Raw genomic sequence first — 16785 nt, 5'->3', positions numbered from 1 at the left:
ACCGACATGCCGCTGTCCGTAAAAGGCCGGTGTGACGAAACCGCGTCCGACCCGTGACCTGCCCCGCGAACGCCGATCGCGGTGGCCGGGCCGTCCGTTTCGGACAGCCCGACCACCGCGATCGATGCGGAATCGGTCAGCGAAGGCTGGCCACGCCGCGCGGCAGGAACCGCTTGCCGGTCACCCGCTCGGAGGTGCCGGTCCGGTCCAGGTACGGCGTCACGCCGCCCAGGTGGAACGGCCAGCCGGCGCCGAGGATCATGCACAGGTCGATGTCCTGCGCCTCGGCGACGACGCCCTCGTCGAGCATGAGCCGGATCTCCTGCGCGAGCGCGTCCAGCGCGTTCTGCCGGACCTGCTCGCCGGTGAGCGGCTCGTCGCCGACCACCAGCAGCTTCGCGACCTCGTCGTTGATCTGGTCGTCGACGACGATCGGCTGGCCCGAGTCAGCGATCCGCTTGAGGTTCTCGCTGACGCCGAACCGGTCCGGGAACGCCTCGTGCAGGGTGCCGCCGACGTGGTACGCCACGGCCGGCCCGACGAGCTGCAGCAGCGCCAGCGGACGCATCGGCAGGCCCAGCGGGTCGAGCGCGCTGTTCGCCACGTCCAGCGGGGTGCCCTGGTCGACGGCGGCGAACACGGTGCCGAGGAAGCGGGTCAGCAGCCGGTTCACCACGAACGCCGGGGCGTCCTTGACCAGCACCGACGACTTCTTCAGCTGCTTGCCGACCGCGAACGCGGTGGCCAGCGTGGCGTCGTCGGTCCGCTCGCCGCGGACGATCTCCAGCAGCGGCAGCACCGCGACCGGGTTGAAGAAGTGGAAGCCGACGACCCGCTCCGGGTGCTCCAGGTCGGCGGCCATCTCGGTGATGGACAGCGAGCTGGTGTTGGTGGCGAGCACCGCCTCCGGCTTGACGATCTTCTCCAGCTCGGACCAGACCTGCTTCTTGACGCCCAGGTCCTCGAACACCGCCTCGATGACGAAGTCGGCGTCGGCGAAGACGGACTTGTCGACCGAGCCGCTGACCAGGCCGTACAGCTTGGCCGCGGTGCCCTTGTCCATCCGGCCCTTGCTCACGGCCTTCTCGATCTGGGTGTGCACGTAGCCGACGCCCTTGTCCACCCGGGACTGGTCCAGGTCGGTCATCACGACCGGCACCTGGAGCCGCCGGGCGAACAGCAGCGCGAGCTGGCTGGCCATCAGGCCGGCGCCGACGATGCCCACCTTGGTGACCGGACGGGCCAGGCCCTTGTCCGGCGCGCCGGCCGGGCGCTTGGCCCGCCGCTGCACCAGGTCGAAGGCGTACAGGCCGCTGCGCAGCTCCTCGGAGAAGACCAGGTCCGCGAGGGCCTCGTCCTCCGCCGCGGTGCCGGTGGCGAAGTCGGCGTCCTTCGCCGTCTCCAGCAGGTCCAGCGCCTTGTACGCGGACGGGACCGCGCCGTGCAGCCGCTGGTCCAGGGTCTGCCGGGCGAAGTAGAGCACGCCCGCCCACATGTCCTTGTCGACCTCGGGACGGGTCACCGTGACCTCGCCCCGGACCACGCCGGCGGCCCACTCCAGCGACCGCTCCAGGAAGTCGGCCGGCTCCAGCAGCACGTCCGCGATGCCCATCTCGGCAGCCTGCTTCGGCTTGAGCATCTTGTTCTGCATCAGCGGGTTCTGGATGATCACCTGGGTGGCGGCCGGGATGCCGATCAGGTTCGGCAGCAGCTGCGTACCGCCCCAGCCGGGGATCAGGCCGAGCGAGACCTCGGGCAGCGCCAGGGCCGCCGCGCCCGCCGACAGCGTCCGGTAGTGGCAGTGCAGCGCCAGCTCCAGGCCGCCGCCCATCGCCGCGCCGTTGACGAACGCGAACGTGGGTACGGAGCTGTCCTTGAGCCGGGCGAAGACCCGGTGGCCGAGCCGCCCGATCTCCAGCGCCTGCTCCCGGTTCTCCAGCGCGGGCAGGCTGGTGATGTCCGCGCCCACGCAGAAGATGTACGGCTTGCCGGTGACCGCGATGAACGCCGGCTCCGCCGCCAGCGCGGCGGTGATCGCCTCGTCCAGGCTGGTCAGGCCGCCCGGGCCGAAGCTGTTCGGCTTGGTGTGGTCGAAGCCGTTGTCCAGCGTGATGAGGGCGGCGGGCCGGTCCAGCCCGGGCACGGCCACCTGGCGCAGCAGCGCCTTGGTGACGACCTCGTTCGGTGCGGCGAGCGCGCTCACTTGTTGCCCTCCCAGTGCGGGTTCTCCCAGATCACGGTGCCGCCCATGCCGATGCCGATGCACATGGCGGTGAGGCCGTAGCGGACCTCGGGGTGCTCGGCGAAGTGGCGGGCGAGCTGGGTCATCAGCCGGACGCCGGAGGACGCGAGCGGGTGACCGATGGCGATCGCGCCGCCCCACGGGTTGACCCGCGGGTCGTCGTCGGCGATGCCGAAGTGGTCGAGGAAGGCGAGCACCTGGACCGCGAACGCCTCGTTCAGCTCGAACAGGCCGATGTCGTCGATGCTCAGGCCGGCGATGCGCAGCGCCTTCTCGGTCGACGGGATCGGGCCGATGCCCATCACCTCGGGCTCGACGCCGACGAAGCCGAACGACACCAGGCGCATGCCGACCGGCAGGCCCAGCTCACGGGCGGTCTCCTCGGCGACCAGCAGCGCGGCGGTGGCGCCGTCGTTCAGGCCGGCCGCGTTACCGGCGGTGACCTTGCCGTGCGGCCGGAACGGGGTCTTCAGGCCGGCCAGCTTCTCCATGGAGGTGTCGCGGGGCGCCTCGTCCACGGTGGCCAGGCCCCAGCCCGTCTCCGGGTCGCGGGTCGCCACCGGCACGAGGTCGCCCTGGAGCTTGCCGTTGGCGTACGCCTTGGCGGTCTTCTGCTGCGACGCCAGCGCGAACGCGTCGGTGCGCTCCTTGGTGATGTGCGGGACGCGGTCGTGCAGGTTCTCCGCGGTGGAGCCCATCACCAGGGCGGACGGGTCGACGAGCTTCTCCGCGACGATGCGCGGGTTGGGGTCGACGCCCTCGCCCATCGGGTGGCGGCCCATGTGCTCGACGCCGCCGGCGATGGCGACGTCGTACGCGCCCATGGCGATGCCGCTGGCCACCGTGGTGACGGCGGTCATCGCGCCGGCGCACATCCGGTCGATGGCGAAGCCGGGCACGGTCTTGGGCAGGCCGGCCAGCAGGGCGGCGGTACGGCCGATGGTCAGGCCCTGGTCACCGATCTGGGTGGTGGCGGCGATCGCCACCTCCTCCACCTTCTCCGGCGGCAGTTGCGGGTTGCGGCGCATCAGCTCGCGGATGCAGCGGATCACCAGATCGTCGGCGCGGGTGTTGGCGTACATCCCACCCGCCTTGCCGAACGGGGTACGGACGCCGTCGACGAAGACGACATCCCGGACTTCACGGGGCACTTGGAGCCTCCCTCGGCACGGGCATTTCCCCGGATGCTACTCGTCAGTAACCATACGCGGCACCACCCCCCGCGTGGCCCACCTCACACCCCGCCCGCGAACATCACTGCTGCGGGGTGCGCAACGCCTCCGTCAGAGCGGGCAGCAGCAGCCCGATCTGCCACTCACGGGCGCCGAAGGCGCGCAACGCCTCCGCCACAGTGTCGTCGGTGATCTCCTCCGGTGGCTGCCACGCCAGCCGGCGGATCGAGTCCGGCGCGATCAGGTTCTCCGCCGGCAGCCGGTGCGCCCCGGCGGTGCCGACCACGACCTCCCGGGACCGGGCCAGCCGGCCCGCCGCCACCGGGTCACGCTCGGCCCAGCGGTGCGGCGGCGGCGGCCCCTCCACGGTCGGGCTCACCGGCAGCGCGTCGTCCGGCAGTTGGCGCGCGTCGTCGAGCGCCGCCAGCCAGGTACGCGCCAGCCGGCGCACCGAACGCCCACCGAAACCGGGGAGTGTGAGCAGCGTCTTCTCGTCCTTCGGGTCCAGCTCGGCGGCGGCCACGATGGCCGAGTCGGGCAGCACCCGGCCCGGCGCGGCGTCCCGGCGGGAGGCGATCTGATCGCGCGCGTACCAGAGGGAACGCACCCGGGCCTGGGCGCGGGCGCCGCGTACCCGGTGAATGCCGGAGGTGCGCCGCCACGGCTCGGCGCGCACCCGCGGCGGGCGGGCGCCGTTGCGCACGAGCGAGTCGAACTCCTCCGCGGCCCAGCCGGACTTGCCCTGCCGCTCCAGCTCCTCGTCCAGCGCGTCACGCAGGTCCACCAGCAGTTCGACGTCCAGCGCCGCGTACGTCAGCCAGGAGTCCGGCAGCGGCCGGCTGGACCAGTCCGCGGCGGAGTGGTGCTTCTCCAGGCTGAACCCGAGCAGCTGTTCGGTCAGCGCGGCCAGGCCGACCCGCTCGAATCCCGCCAGCCGGGCGGCCAGTTCGGTGTCGAACAGCCGGCGCGGGCGCAGGCCCAGCTCGGCCAGGCAGGCCAGGTCCTGGCTGGCCGCGTGCAGCACCCACTCGGTCCCGGCGATCGCCTCGTCGAGGGCGGACAGGTCGGGCAGCGGCAGCGGGTCGATGAGCGCGGTGCCGGCGCCGCCGCGGCGCAGCTGCACCAGGTAGGCGCGCTGGCTGTAGCGGTAGCCGGAGGCGCGTTCGGCATCCAGGGCCACCGGGCCGGTGCCGCCCGCGAAACGGGCCACGACCTCGTCCAACTCGGCTGGTGTCGCCACCGGGGCGGGCGTGCCCTCGCGCGGCGCGGTCAGGGGGACGGCCGCGCCCGGCTCGGTCTCGGTCCCCGCGCCCACCGGCTCCGGCAGGGCCGACGTCGGTTCGGCGGAGACCTCTTCCGTACGGCTTTCGGCGGTCCGACGGCGCAGGGGTGGTTCGTCGGTCACCTGACAACCCTAGTAGGCCGGACGATCCGGTGTGCGCAGCCGGTCCGGCGCGTGTCGGCGCGGTGTCCGTCAGGTGTCCGGAACGAACCGGGTTGCGGGGGCGTGAGAGGGTCGGACAGTGGGGGAGACAAAGGCCGTTTCCGCCGGTACGGTCCATCGAGCCGCGAGCGGCGCACGGGGCCGGGCAACAGCGGTTGGGGGCGTCGGCGAAGCCGACGGGGAGGACGGTCGAGCATGACAGGCGGGTACGGAACCGGCGACGGCGTGCCGGGGCAGGGCGGTGACCCGACGGCCGATCGGCCGGGGCCGCTGCCGCCGCGCTTCGACCCGCCCGGTGGTTCGGCTCCGCTGTCCGGGTCGACCGTGTCCGGATCGACAGCGGGCGGCAGCGGTCCGGCGTGGAGCGGCACCGGCACCTCCGGCCACGCGTCGCCGGGCACGGGCTACCCGCCCACGTCGCCGGGCGCGAGCTACCCGGGATCGTCCGGGGGGAACTACCCGGCGTCCTCGGGCACGAGCTACCCCGCCCCGTCGTCGGGCGCGAGCTATCCGGCGCGAGCGACCGCGCAGCCGTCCGTCGGCTACCCGGGCCGCGCCGACACGGCCGGGGCGTCGCCGTCGGCCGCCTACTCGGCGTCGTCGGGCGTCGTCACCCCGTCCGCGCCGTCCCAGCCGTCGTTCGGCACCGTGCCGACCCAGCCGGGCCCGTCGTCGTTCGGCGCCGCGCCGGCCCAGCCGGGCCAGTCCTCCTACGGCACGCCGTCGGCCCAGCCGGGTCAGCCGTCCTTCGGCACGGCATCGGCCCAGTCCGCCCCTGCCTACCCGGGCCAGGCCCCCGCCGGGTCACAGTCGTTCCCGGGCCAGCCGGCCACGTCGCCGTACGCGGACCGGCACTCCGGCTCCGGCTCGTCGTACCCGGGCCGGCCGGTCTCCGCGCCCGTCCATCCGGGCCAGCCGGTGTCCGCGCCCTCGTATCCCGGCCAGCCGTCGGCGTACCCGGGTCAGCAGGTCTCCGGCTTCGGCGCGCCGCTCGGCCCGCCGGAGCGCGCTCCCCGGCGCAGCCGGCTCGCGGTGGTGGCGCTGACGCTGGCCGCCGTGCTGGTGGTGGTCACCGGCGTGCAGGCGTACCAGATCTACCGGCTCGACGACCGGCTCGCCGCCGCCGACAAGCGGATGGCCGAGGGGCAGGGCGCGGACGCCAGCCGGCTCGACGGCCTGGAGCAGCGCGCGGGCAGCCTGGAGAAGCAGGCCGGGGCCGCCTTCAACCCGGAGGCGGTGGCCAGCGCGGTGCTGCCGAGCGTGTTCCGGGTGCGGGCGGGGCAGTTCACCGGTACGGCGTTCGCCGTCGGCAAGGCCCCGTCCGGCGGCGGCACCACGCTGCTGACGAACTTCCACGTGGTCGAGTCGGTGTTCGTGGCCGGTGAGCGCAAGGTGTTCCTGGAGCGCAAGGACCAGCGGTTCGAGGCGACGATCATTGCCACCGACAAGGACAAGGACCTGGCGCAGCTGCGTACCAGCGCCAAGTTCGCCGGTCTGGTCGCGGCCCGCGACCCGGTGCGGTCCGGCCAGCAGATCATCGTGGTCGGCGCGCCGCTCGGGTTGCAGGACAGCGTCACCACGGGCGTGGTCAGCGCGTTCCGCGAGGACGAGCGCGGCGCCGGCCCGGTGATCCAGTTCGACGCGCCGATCAACCCCGGCAACTCCGGTGGCCCGGTGATCAACGGTTCCAAGGAGGTCGTCGGCATCGCCACGGCCAAGGCCCGCAACGCCGAGGGCATCGGGCTGGCGGTGCCGATCAAGACCGCCTGCGACCGGTTCCGCCTCTGCTGACCGGTCGCCCACGCCGGTGTGGGCGACCGCGTCGCATCGACCCCGGCCCATCGGGCCACCCCGCGGGGGACCAGCTCATCTGGAGGAACGACATGTCCTACCCACCGGCCGGAGGCGACAACCCGCCCCCGGCGCCGGGGGGCACGGTCTACGGCAACGTGTACGGCAGCCGGCCCGCGCCCCAGCAGTACGACCCGAACCAGCCCGCGCCGACCCTGCACCAGCCCGCCGCGCCGGACGGCGCTCCCGGGTACGCCGGTCATCCGCCCGCCGCGCCGGGACAGCCGGGCTACGCGCCGGGCGCCGCTCCGGTGCCACCGCCGATGTCGGCGCCGCCGGTCTCCGTACCGCCGGTTTCCGGCCCCGGCTACCCGCAGCCGCTGTCGGCCCCGCCGCTGTCCGCCCCGCCGGTTTCCGGCCCCGGCTACGGCCCGCCGCCGATGTCCGGGCCGCCCGGCCCCTACGGACCGGCCGGCGGCGCGCCCGCCGGCGGCGGCCGGAAGTGGGCCCCGCTGGTCCTCGGCCTCGTCGCCGCGTTGCTGTTCGTCTTCGGCGGCGTGATGACCTTCCTGTACGTCTCCACGGACGGCGAGCTGGACAAGTCCCAGCGGCTGGTCAGCCAGCGCGAGGGCACCATCTCGGCCAACCAGCAGGAGATCGAGAAGCTCAAGGGTGAGCTGAAGACGGTGCAGGAGCGGCTGTCGGACACCCAGCAGGACCTGACCGGCACCAAGAACGACAGGGACGAGCAGGCCCGGCAGAAGAAGGTCATCGCGAACTGCCTGGACAAGCTGACCACCGCCATCGCCGCCGCGTCGCGCGGCGACCGGGCAGCCTTCGAGGCGGCGAACAAGGGCCTGGACAAGGTCTGCGACGAGGCCGAGAACTACCTCTGACCGGCGTCCGCCGTGAGGCCGCCCCGGTTCGTCCGGGGCGGCCTTCGCTTTCCAGCTCGGGGGTACGCCGAGCGCGAACCGCCCCGGCCCGCCGCAACGGTCGTCGCGCGTGAGGCGACTCGTGGGCCGGTACGCGGCCCTCGCGGGCCGACCGGCGACGGTCAGGCGGCGCCGGCGGAGCGGCGGGGCAGCGCGGTGACGCCGGGCGGCGGCAGACCCGCCGTCGAGGCCAGCAGCGTGCACCAGCCGAGCAGGTGCGGGCCCAGGTCGGCGCGCAGCGGCGTCCAGGAGGCGCGGATCTCGATGTCGCCGGCGGCGGGCGGCCCGGCCAGCTCGCCGAACCGGGTGGAGAGCGTCTGGGTGACGGTGCCGCCGATCGCGCGGTGCCCGGCGCCCTGCGCGTCCAGCGCGTCGGTCAGCCAGGTCCAGCCGACGCCGGGCAGCAGCGGGTCGCTGGCCAGGTCGACCTCCAGCTCGGCGGTGACGTACGTGACCAGCCGCAGCGTGCCCTGCCACGCCTCGTGCCCGGCCGGGTCGTGCAGCAGGATCAGCCGCCCGGTGGCCACCTCGTCGTCGTCGCGCATCACGGCGGCGGAGAGCGCGAACGCGTACGGGGCCAGCCGCTGGGGCGCCCCGACCTCCTCCAGCACGATCTCCGGGCGGGGTGTCACCGATCGGAGCCCCGCGACCGCGCGAGCGAACGTTTCCGGGAGCGCGATCGGGGGGGCCATGCGGGCAGCCTATGCCGCGCTTCCCGTACGGCGCGCGACGGCGCGCCGGGTGATCGACGGTTAAGAAGGGGCCCTTCCTCTACCGGAGGCGTTAAGCGGGGGCCCTTCCTTCTACGTCACAAATGCGGACGGTGAGCGCGGGCGCGCACCGGGGGCGTGGCACGATTGCCGCGATGACCACCGACACCACGGGCACTGCCGCCCGAGACGGAGAACCCCGCCGCGGCGGGCCGGCCGACTCGCCCTTCGTGCGCGCCTGCCGGCGCGAGCCGGGCCCGCACACCCCGGTCTGGTTCATGCGCCAGGCCGGCCGGTCGCTGCCGGAGTACCGCGAGATCCGGGCCAACGTGCCGATGCTGGAGTCCTGCCGCCGGCCGGACCTGGTCACCGAGATCACGCTCCAGCCGGTTCGCCGGCACGGGGTGGACGCGGCGATCCTGTTCAGCGACATCGTGGTGCCGGTCGCCGCGGCCGGTATCGACCTGGACATCGTGCCCGGCACCGGCCCGGTGGTGGCCGAGCCGATCCGTACGGCGGCCGACGTCGAGCGGATCTCCCCGATCGGCCGCGACGAGGTGTCGTACGTGGACGAGGCGGTCCGCCAGCTCGTCGTCGAACTGGACGACACCCCGCTGATCGGCTTCGCCGGGGCCCCCTTCACGCTCGCCAGCTACCTGGTCGAGGGCGGGCCGTCGCGGACCCACGCCAAGACCAAGGCGCTGATGTACGGCGACCCGGACCTGTGGCACGCGCTGTGCGCCCGGCTGGCCGAGGTGACGCTGGCGTTCCTCCAAGTGCAGATCGACGCCGGGGTCTCCGCGGTGCAGCTGTTCGACTCGTGGGCGGGCGCGCTCTCCGAGGCCGACTACCGCCGTTTCGTGCTGCCGCACTCGACGTACGTGCTGGGCGGCCTCGCCGGCGCGGGCGTGCCGCGGATCCACTTCGGGGTGGGCACCGGCGAGCTGCTCGGCGCGATGGGCGAGGCCGGCGCCGACGTGGTGGGCGTGGACTGGCGTACGCCGCTCGATGTCGCCACTGGCCGGATCGGGCCGGACAAGGCGGTGCAGGGCAACCTCGACCCGGCGGTGCTGCTCGCCGGATGGCCGGTGGTGGAGACCGAGGTGCGGCGCATTGTCGAGCAGGGCCGGGCCGCTCCCGGCCACGTGTTCAACCTCGGTCACGGCGTGCTGCCGGAGACCGACCCCGAGGTGCTGACCCGGGTGGTCGCGCTGGTGCACGAGCTGACCGCGCGACCGGAGCGCTAGGAGGCGACAGTGGTGCGACCGTGGCGGGTGGCGATCGTCGGTGGCGGGATCACCGGGCTGGCCGCCGCCGTCCGGTTGCGCGACCGCGCCCCCGAGGGCACCGAGGTCACCGTGTACGAGCAGTCCGGCCGCCTCGGCGGCAAGCTGTTCACCGGTGAGCTGGCCGGCGGGCCGGTCGAGTTCGGCGCGGAGTCGTTCCTGATGCGCGACCCGGCCGGTGGCGAGTCGGCCGCGGTGGCGCTGGCCCGGCGGCTCGGCCTGGCCGAGGAGATCGTGCACCCGACCGTCGGGCAGGCCGCCCTGCTCGTCGACGGCACGTTGCGTCCGGTGCCGGGCGGCACGCTCGTCGGCGTACCCGGGGATCTGGAAAAGGTGGCGGCGGTGGCGCCGCCGGCCGCGGACGCCGACCGCGACGCGGGCCGGCCGCTGCTGGCCGACGGGGAGGACACCTCGGTCGGCGAGATGGTCCGCAAGCGTCTCGGTGACCCGGTGGTGGACCGGCTGGTCGACCCGATGCTCGGCGGCGTGTACGCCGGACGGGCCGACGACCTGTCGCTTGTCACCACGATGCCGGCGCTGGCCCGCGCGGCACGCGCCGAGCACACGCTCGTCGGCGCGGTACGCGCCGCGCAGGCCGCCGCGCCGCGCGCGCCCGGCGCACCCGTCTTCGGCACACTGGCCGGTGGGCTCAGCACGCTGGTCGAGGCGGCGGCGACGGCGAGCGGGGCGACGATCCGCCGGGGCGCCGCGGTACGCGAGCTGCGCCGCACCCCGGCCGGCTGGCGGCTCACCGTCGGGCCGACCCGCGACGCCGAGCACGTCGAGGTCGACGCGGTGCTGCTCGCGGTGCCGGCCCGCCCGGCCGGCCGGCTGCTCGCCGCCGCCGCGCCCGAGGCGGCCGACACGGTCGGCGCGCTGGACTACGCGAGCGTCGCCCTGATCACCCTCGCGCTGCCCGGCCCGGCCCTGCCGGAGCTGTCCGGTTTCCTGGTGCCGGCCGGCGAAGGGCTGACGGTCAAGGCGTCCACGTTCTTCACCACGAAGTGGGGGCACCTGCGGCGGCCGGACGGGCTGGCGCTGGTGCGCGCCTCGGTGGGCCGGTACGGCGACGAGGCGTCGCTGCAGCTCACCGACGACGACCTGGCCGACACGGTGCACCGGGAGCTGTCGGCGGTGCTCGGCGCGCCGCTGCCGGCCCCGGTGGCCCGGCACGTGCAGCGGTGGGGCGGCGCGCTGCCGCAGTACACGCCCGGGCACACCGCCCGGGTGGCGGCGGTCCGGGCGGCGCTGCGCGCCGCGTACCCGACGCTGGCGGTGGCCGGGGCCGGCTACGACGGCGTCGGCATCCCGGTGTGTGTCCGCTCCGGGGAGACGGCGGCCGAAGAGATCATCAAGGCACTGGAAGGATCGGCAGCATGACCGAGCAGACCAACGCGGCGCGCCTGCGGGAGCTCAACGAGACCATCCGCTACACGATGTGGTCGGTGTACCGGGCCACCAGCCCGCTGCCGTCGCTGCGGGAGAACGTCGTCGACGAGGTCGAGTCGCTCTTCACCGAGCTGGCCGGCAAGGACGTCACGATCCGGGGCACGTACGACGTGGCCGGGCTGCGCGCCGACGCCGATCTGATGATCTGGTGGCACTCGTCGTCCAGCGACGCGCTCCAGGACGCGTACCTGCGGTTCCGCCGCACCACGCTGGGCCGGGCGCTCACCCCGGTCTGGTCGCAGATGGCGCTGCACCGCCCGGCCGAGTTCAACAAGAGCCACATCCCGGCGTTCCTGAACGACGAGGAGCCGCGCGCCTACCTGTGCGTCTACCCGTTCGTGCGCTCGTACGAGTGGTACCTGCTGCCCGACGCCGAGCGGCGCGAGCTGCTCGCCGAGCACGGCAAGATGGCCCGGGGCTACCCGGACGTGCGGGCCAACACAGTGGCGTCGTTCGCGCTCGGCGACTACGAGTGGATGCTCGCGTTCGAGGCCGACGAGCTGCACCGGATCGTGGACCTGATGCGCGACCTGCGCGCCTCCGGCGCCCGGCGGCACGTGCGGGAGGAGATCCCGTTCTACACCGGCCGCCGCCGTTCGGTCGCCGACATCGTCAACTGCCTGGTGTGAAAGGAAGGGCCCCTTCTTAACGCCTGAGGTAGAGGAAGGGGCCCCGCTTAACACCCCGGCGGGTGTCGAGCAGGGCCCCGACCGAAGCGACAGCCGTCAGGCGGTCGTCGTACAGGACAGGATGCCGGGCACCGGGTTCGTCGCGCCGGCCGAGCCGGTGAAGCCGAACGACGTGCTCGCGCCTGCCGCGAGCGTGCCGTTGTAGGCGGCGTTGCGTGCCGTGACGAGTGTTCCGCTGCTGGTCACCGTGGCGTTCCACGCCGAGGTGACCTGCTGGCCGTTCTGGTAGTTCCAGCTCACCGACCAGCCGCGGATCGGTGAACCGCCGTTCGTCACCTTCACCTCGGCCTGGAAACCGCCACCCCACGAACCGGTGATCGCGTACGTCGCGGTGCAGCCGCCGGCCGGGTTCGGCGTGGTCGGGGGCGGGCTGGTCGGCGGCGTGCTCGTCGGAGGCGTGCTGGTCGGAGGGGTGCTGGTGGGCGGGGTGCTGGTCGGCGGGGTGGTCGGGCCGGACCCGCCGAAGTCCACGTCACTGCACAGGTAGTAGGACTGGTCCAGGTGGCTGGCCTGCCAGATGGTGTAGACGATGTGCCGGCCGGTGCGGCCCGGCGCGTTCGCCGGGATCTGGATGGACACGCCGTCGACCTCACGCGTCCACTGGCTGGCCGGGGTGTTGCCGATCTGGCCGACCAGTTCCAGGTCGCTCCAGCGCAGTGGCGAGGTGAGCGCGTTGAAACCCTGCTTGGTCACGTACACCCGGATGTAGTCGGCGCCGTGGCTGGCCTGGTCGAAGAACTTGACCCGGAAGTTGTTGGTGACCGGCACGGTCTTCCACGCGCCGACCGTGTCGAGCGCGTTGTACCGGCCGCTCTGGGTGCGGCCGCCGCTGCACAGCTGCCCGTCCGGGATGGCGCCCTGGTGGTTGCCGGCCACGCCCTCGCGGAACAGGCCGTTCCAGTTCCACATGGCGTTCGGGTCGGCCTGCCACGCCTGCCAGCACATCGGGTCCTGGGTGGCCATGGCCGGGTTCTGGAAGTCACCGCCCCAGCGCTGCCAGCAGCTGTAGGCGCGTGAGGCCGGGTCGACCACCGACCCGTGCGCCGAGGCCGGGCCGGAGAACGCGGTGGTGAGCAACGCCGCGACGACCGCGCAGACGGCGAGGATCGCCGCCGCGAGCGGTAACGGGCGGCGGTACGGAGTGGACATGGAAAGCCTCCGGGATGGGGTGTCGGTGCACGACGCCCGGACTGTCGGGAGTTGCCCTCTCCCGCGTGGCGGCTCCGCCCGCACGCTGCCACAAAAAGTGACAAACGTCAATGAGTTGGGTCGCGGCGCATCGGTGTGTGCGGGATTCCGTCCTCGACGTAACCGGGGCCGCTGACCATGAAACCGCAGGCCTCGTAGAAGCCCACGAGGTGGGTCTGCGCGTCGAGCACGCACGGCCGGTCACCCACCACCGCGAGGGCCTCGGTCATCAGCGCGCCGGCCAGGCCCGCGCCGCGGGCCGCCGGCGCCACCACCACCCGCCCGATCCGCGCCACGCCGCCGGGGTCGGCCAGGATCCGCAGGTACGCCACGACGGCGCCGTCGCTGGTCAGCCACAGATGGTGGGTGCCGGGCTCGACGTCCCGGCCGTCCAGTTCCGGGTACGGGCAGGACTGCTCGACCACGAACACGTCGATGCGCAGCCGGAGCAGGTCGTGGAAGGTGCGGGCGTCCAGGTCGGCGAAGCCGGCCAGGTGGGACTCGACGGGCATCGGCCCAGGTTAGGCGGCGCCCCGCGCTCCGGCCGGGCCGGGTGCGGGACGGCCGGGGCGCGCGCGTCAGGCGGGGCGGGCGCCGACGGCGTCGCGTACCTCGGCGCCCTGCTCGCCCTCGACGGCGCGGGCGCAGTGGGCGCAGCAGAAGAAGCGGCCGGAGACCTCGACGCCGTGCCCGACGATCTTGATCTGGCAGTGCTCGCAGATCGGCGCCATCTTGTGCACCGCGCACTCGAAGCAGTCGAACGTGTGCCGCGACCCGTCGACGGTGCGCACCTCGAACGCCATCCAGTAGTCGTTACCGCAAACCTCGCAGGTTGCCATGCGAAACCCCCCGAAAACGGACCTGTCATCCGAGAGTCGCGCAGACGACACCAGCGAGCAACCGGAACCGGCGAACCTGATCCGGCCCTACGGCGAGTCGCTCCCGGCGTGTCGAGCGTTGACTCCGGTGACCGCCGAAAATCCCCGGAGGATCCGTGATCAAGCGCAACAAACTCTTCGGCAACCAGACCCGGGTGACGTTCTCGCTGCCCCGGGACACCCCGGCCGGCACGGTCAGCGTGGTCGGCTGCTTCAACGGCTGGGAGCCCGGCCGGCACGAGCTGGTGCCGCGCCGCGACGGCACCCGTACCGTGACGGTCCGGTTGAAGCCGGGGGAGTACCGCTTCCGCTACCTGGCCACCGGCGGCGTCTGGCTGGACGACGAGGCCGCCGACCAGGTGGACGAGGCCGGCGGCCTGCTGCGGCTGTGACGTCGCCGTCAGCCGGCGCTGGGCTCCAGCCGCACCGAGATCGAGTTGACGCAGTGCCGGGTGTCCTTCGGGGTGAAGCCCTCACCCTCGAAGACGTGCCCGAGGTGGCTGTCGCAGCGCGCGCAGCGGATCTCGACACGGCGCATTCCGAGCGTGTTGTCCGGGATCTCCTTGACCGCGCCCGGGATGGCGTCGTCGAAGCTCGGCCACCCGCAGTGCGAGTCGAACTTGTCGTCGCTGCGGAACAGTTCCAGCCCGCAGGCCCGGCAGTGGTAGACGCCGGGGGTCTTGGTGTCGACGTACTCACCGGTCCAGGGCGCCTCGGTGCCGGCCTCGCGGAGCACCCGGAACTCCTCGGGGCTCAGCCGCACGCGCCATTCGTCCTCGGTACGGGGCAGTTCGTTGTCGGAAAGACTCACCCCTTCACGGTACGTCGGCTGTCGGCGCCATCGCATATGGTCGCGTGATGGCGGGCAAGGGCGCGGTCGAGGAGATCGAGGTAGCCGGGCACACGGTGCGGCTGAGCAGCCCCGACCGGGTGATCTTCCCCCAGCAGGGCTTCACCAAGGCGGACGTCTTCCGCTACTACCTGGCCGTCGGCGACGGGATCATGCGCGCCCTGCGGGACCGGCCGACCACGCTCCAGCGCTTCCCCGACGGCATCGAGGGGGAGATGTTCTTCCAGAAGCGGGTGCCGCAGCGGGGCGTACCCCCGTGGGTCAGCACCGCGCGGATCGCCTTCCCCAGCGGCCGCCCGGCCGACGAGCTGTGCCCGGCCGACCTGGCGCACGTGGCCTGGGCGGCGCAGATGGGCACCGTCGTGTTCCACCCGTGGCCGGTCCGCGCCGCCGACACCGACCGCCCCGACGAGCTGCGCGTCGACCTCGATCCGCAGCCCGGCACCGACTTCGCCGACGCGGTGACCGCCGCCGGTGAGCTGCGCGGCCTGCTGGACGAGCTGGGCGTGCCCGGCTGGCCGAAGACCTCCGGCGGCCGGGGCGTGCACGTCTACCTGCGCATCCAGCCGCGCTGGACGTTCGTGGAGGTGCGCCGCGCCACCATCGCGCTGGCCCGCGAGCTGGAACGGCGCCGCCCCGAACTGGTCACCACCGCCTGGTGGAAGGAGGAACGGGGCGAACGGGTCTTCGTCGACTTCAACCAGATGGCGCGGGACCGCACCATCGCCTGCGCGTACTCGCTGCGCGCCAACGCCCGCGCCACCGTCTCCACCCCTGTCGACTGGGACGAACTACCCCACGTCGACCCGGACGACTTCCACCTGGGCACGGTGCCGGCCCGGTTCGCCGAGCGCGGCGACCCGCACGCCGGCATCGACGACGCGCCGTGGGACATCACGCCGCTGCTGGAGTGGGCCGAGCGCGACGCCGCCGACGGGCTGGGCGACATGCCGTACCCGCCGGAATATCCGAAGATGCCCGGCGAGCCGAAGCGGGTCCAGCCGTCCAAGGACCGCGACCGCCCCCGCCCCTGACGCGGATCCCTCGGGTGGGCCGGCTCAGGCGGGGGCGGTGAGCATGCTCCGGACCGAGGCGACGATGTGCCGGGGACGGCGGTAGAGGTCGGTGGCGGTGTAGACCCGCACGCGCCAGCCGTGCTCGGCCAGCCAGTTGAGCCAGGATCGATCGTGGTGCAGTCGGCCGAGGGCGAGGTGGGACCGGCCGTCGTACTCGACGCCGATGCGCCGGTCGCGATAGCCCAGATCGAGCCGGTAGACCGGTAGACCGTCCCCGTCGGCGACCCACAGTTGCGGCTCCGGCGGCGGCAGCCCGCCGTCGACCAGCAACAGGCGCAACTGGCTCTCCTGCCGGCACTCCGAGCGCGGATCGGCGAGCGCGACCAGTTGCCCCGCCTGTCGCACTCCCCGCAGGCCGACGTACCGCGCCACCTCGGTGAGCAGGTCCTCGCGGCGGCAGGCGCCGGCGCGGAGGCAGAGGTCCAGCACCGGCAGTGCGTCGGCCCGCCGGATCACCCGGGCCAGGTCCACGGCGCAGCGGCCGGCCGGCGCGCAGGGGATGCCGGCGATCTCCACCGCGTCCGGCACCGGCAGTACCGTCTGATGCGTCGCCACGCCCCGGATCCGCCGTGCGCTCACGCCGGGCGGCACGATCACGTGCACCCGGTCGTCGGTCACCGCCCCGAACCGGTGCAGTCGCGCGCCGGTGTGGAACCCCGCGACGGTTCCCGGCGGCAACCGCCGGAACAGGGCGCGCAACCGGTTCGCCTCGTCGTCGGCGCAGCCGTAGACACCACGGGACAGCCGCCCGAGCCGTCCCGCCTCCACCTGATGCCGGACCGCCCCACGGCTCACCCCACCCGCCAGCAACTCCCCGTACCGCCACACCCCCGGCACTCTCCCGCCCCCAACCCGCAAAAGTCCGCCCCTGTGGACAGCCGCGCACGCGCGCCGTCGATCTTGGAGTAGTGGTCGTTCCCAAAAGCCGCATTGAAGTCATTCGAGGCGCCACAACTCCAAGATCGGCGGGGAGGGCGGCGAGGCGGGGAGAGGGCGAGTCGGAGGCCGATAACGATCATGTAACGAGCGCGAACCTTTTCCGGGGCGTCACTGCTCTCTCTCGGCATCGGCCCGC

General features: G+C 73.5%; 16 protein-coding genes. 7 read left to right on the top strand and 9 right to left on the bottom strand.

All coding sequences use genetic code 11. The annotated features are described in order from the left end of the window. Positions 1-136: 136 nt before the first annotated feature. From ACSDG8_RS09285 to ACSDG8_RS09275, 3 genes are all read right to left on the bottom strand, one after another. Entirely contained in the window at positions 137-2203 is a 2067-nt protein-coding gene (locus ACSDG8_RS09285; RefSeq protein WP_210898406.1) for a 3-hydroxyacyl-CoA dehydrogenase NAD-binding domain-containing protein, read from the bottom strand. Then, on the bottom strand, positions 2200-3393 hold the full coding sequence (locus ACSDG8_RS09280) for a thiolase family protein (RefSeq protein ID WP_184683425.1): 1194 nt from the start codon (positions 3391-3393) through the stop codon (positions 2200-2202). Before ACSDG8_RS09280 ends, ACSDG8_RS09285 begins: the two co-directional genes overlap by 4 nt. Positions 3394-3496: 103 nt before the next feature. Continuing rightward, entirely contained in the window at positions 3497-4819 is a 1323-nt protein-coding gene (locus ACSDG8_RS09275; RefSeq protein WP_210898404.1) for a ribonuclease D, read from the bottom strand. Positions 4820-5506: 687 nt separating this feature from the next. Between ACSDG8_RS09275 and ACSDG8_RS09270 the strand changes: the two genes are divergently transcribed. Both ACSDG8_RS09270 and ACSDG8_RS09265 read left to right on the top strand, forming a co-directional pair. Then, complete coding sequence (locus ACSDG8_RS09270; RefSeq protein WP_439428038.1) at positions 5507-6649, top strand: trypsin-like peptidase domain-containing protein; 1143 nt, start codon at positions 5507-5509, stop codon at positions 6647-6649. A gap of 92 nt (positions 6650-6741) precedes the next feature. Beyond that, the gene (locus ACSDG8_RS09265) at positions 6742-7545 is read left to right on the top strand and encodes a hypothetical protein (RefSeq protein ID WP_210898400.1); all 804 of its coding nucleotides are present in this window, start codon (positions 6742-6744) and stop codon (positions 7543-7545) included. A 161-nt stretch (positions 7546-7706) separates the two neighbouring features. Here the strand turns inward: ACSDG8_RS09265 and ACSDG8_RS09260 are convergent, their stop codons facing one another. Next, complete coding sequence (locus tag ACSDG8_RS09260; RefSeq protein ID WP_210898398.1) at positions 7707-8276, bottom strand: DUF3000 domain-containing protein; 570 nt, start codon at positions 8274-8276, stop codon at positions 7707-7709. Positions 8277-8449: 173 nt separating this feature from the next. Between ACSDG8_RS09260 and hemE the strand changes: the two genes are divergently transcribed. The 3 genes from hemE to hemQ are packed head-to-tail and all read left to right on the top strand — an operon-like array spanning position 8450 to position 11658. Further along, positions 8450-9541: a uroporphyrinogen decarboxylase gene (gene hemE / locus ACSDG8_RS09255; RefSeq protein WP_439427811.1), complete on the top strand. Its 1092-nt coding sequence runs from the start codon at positions 8450-8452 to the stop codon at positions 9539-9541. A 9-nt stretch (positions 9542-9550) separates the two neighbouring features. Continuing rightward, positions 9551-10960: a protoporphyrinogen oxidase gene (gene hemG, locus ACSDG8_RS09250; protein WP_439427810.1), complete on the top strand. Its 1410-nt coding sequence runs from the start codon at positions 9551-9553 to the stop codon at positions 10958-10960. Beyond that, complete coding sequence (gene hemQ, locus ACSDG8_RS09245) at positions 10957-11658, top strand: hydrogen peroxide-dependent heme synthase (protein ID WP_013474527.1); 702 nt, start codon at positions 10957-10959, stop codon at positions 11656-11658. The genes hemG and hemQ overlap by 4 nt, the downstream gene beginning before the upstream one ends. 96 nt (positions 11659-11754) lie before the next feature. Here the strand turns inward: hemQ and ACSDG8_RS09240 are convergent, their stop codons facing one another. The 3 genes from ACSDG8_RS09240 to ACSDG8_RS09230 form a co-directional block, all read right to left on the bottom strand. Next, a complete protein-coding gene (locus ACSDG8_RS09240; RefSeq protein WP_210898392.1) occupies positions 11755-12867 on the bottom strand; it encodes a lytic polysaccharide monooxygenase auxiliary activity family 9 protein in 1113 nt (370 codons plus the stop codon). A 107-nt stretch (positions 12868-12974) separates the two neighbouring features. Further along, on the bottom strand, positions 12975-13418 hold the full coding sequence (locus ACSDG8_RS09235; protein ID WP_210898390.1) for a GNAT family N-acetyltransferase: 444 nt from the start codon (positions 13416-13418) through the stop codon (positions 12975-12977). Positions 13419-13484: 66 nt separating this feature from the next. Further along, a complete protein-coding gene (locus ACSDG8_RS09230) occupies positions 13485-13745 on the bottom strand; it encodes a hypothetical protein (protein WP_030503017.1) in 261 nt (86 codons plus the stop codon). Positions 13746-13900: 155 nt separating this feature from the next. Here ACSDG8_RS09230 and ACSDG8_RS09225 point away from each other — a divergent pair, with 155 nt between their 5' ends. After that, entirely contained in the window at positions 13901-14176 is a 276-nt protein-coding gene (locus ACSDG8_RS09225; RefSeq protein WP_013284827.1) for an isoamylase early set domain-containing protein, read from the top strand. A gap of 8 nt (positions 14177-14184) precedes the next feature. Here ACSDG8_RS09225 and msrB read toward each other — a convergent pair whose 3' ends face one another. Beyond that, positions 14185-14595: a peptide-methionine (R)-S-oxide reductase MsrB gene (gene msrB / locus ACSDG8_RS09220; protein WP_210898388.1), complete on the bottom strand. Its 411-nt coding sequence runs from the start codon at positions 14593-14595 to the stop codon at positions 14185-14187. 47 nt (positions 14596-14642) lie between these two features. Here msrB and ligD point away from each other — a divergent pair, with 47 nt between their 5' ends. Next, on the top strand, positions 14643-15668 hold the full coding sequence (ligD, locus tag ACSDG8_RS09215) for a non-homologous end-joining DNA ligase (RefSeq protein ID WP_210898386.1): 1026 nt from the start codon (positions 14643-14645) through the stop codon (positions 15666-15668). Positions 15669-15692: 24 nt separating this feature from the next. Here the strand turns inward: ligD and ACSDG8_RS09210 are convergent, their stop codons facing one another. Further along, positions 15693-16538: a hypothetical protein gene (locus ACSDG8_RS09210; protein WP_210898384.1), complete on the bottom strand. Its 846-nt coding sequence runs from the start codon at positions 16536-16538 to the stop codon at positions 15693-15695. Positions 16539-16785: the final 247 nt, after the last annotated feature.

The organism is Micromonospora sp. LA-10, from assembly GCF_051853095.1.
GTDB lineage: Bacteria > Actinomycetota > Actinomycetes > Mycobacteriales > Micromonosporaceae > Micromonospora > Micromonospora echinospora_A.
This window is presented reverse-complemented; position numbering and strand designations above follow the sequence as displayed.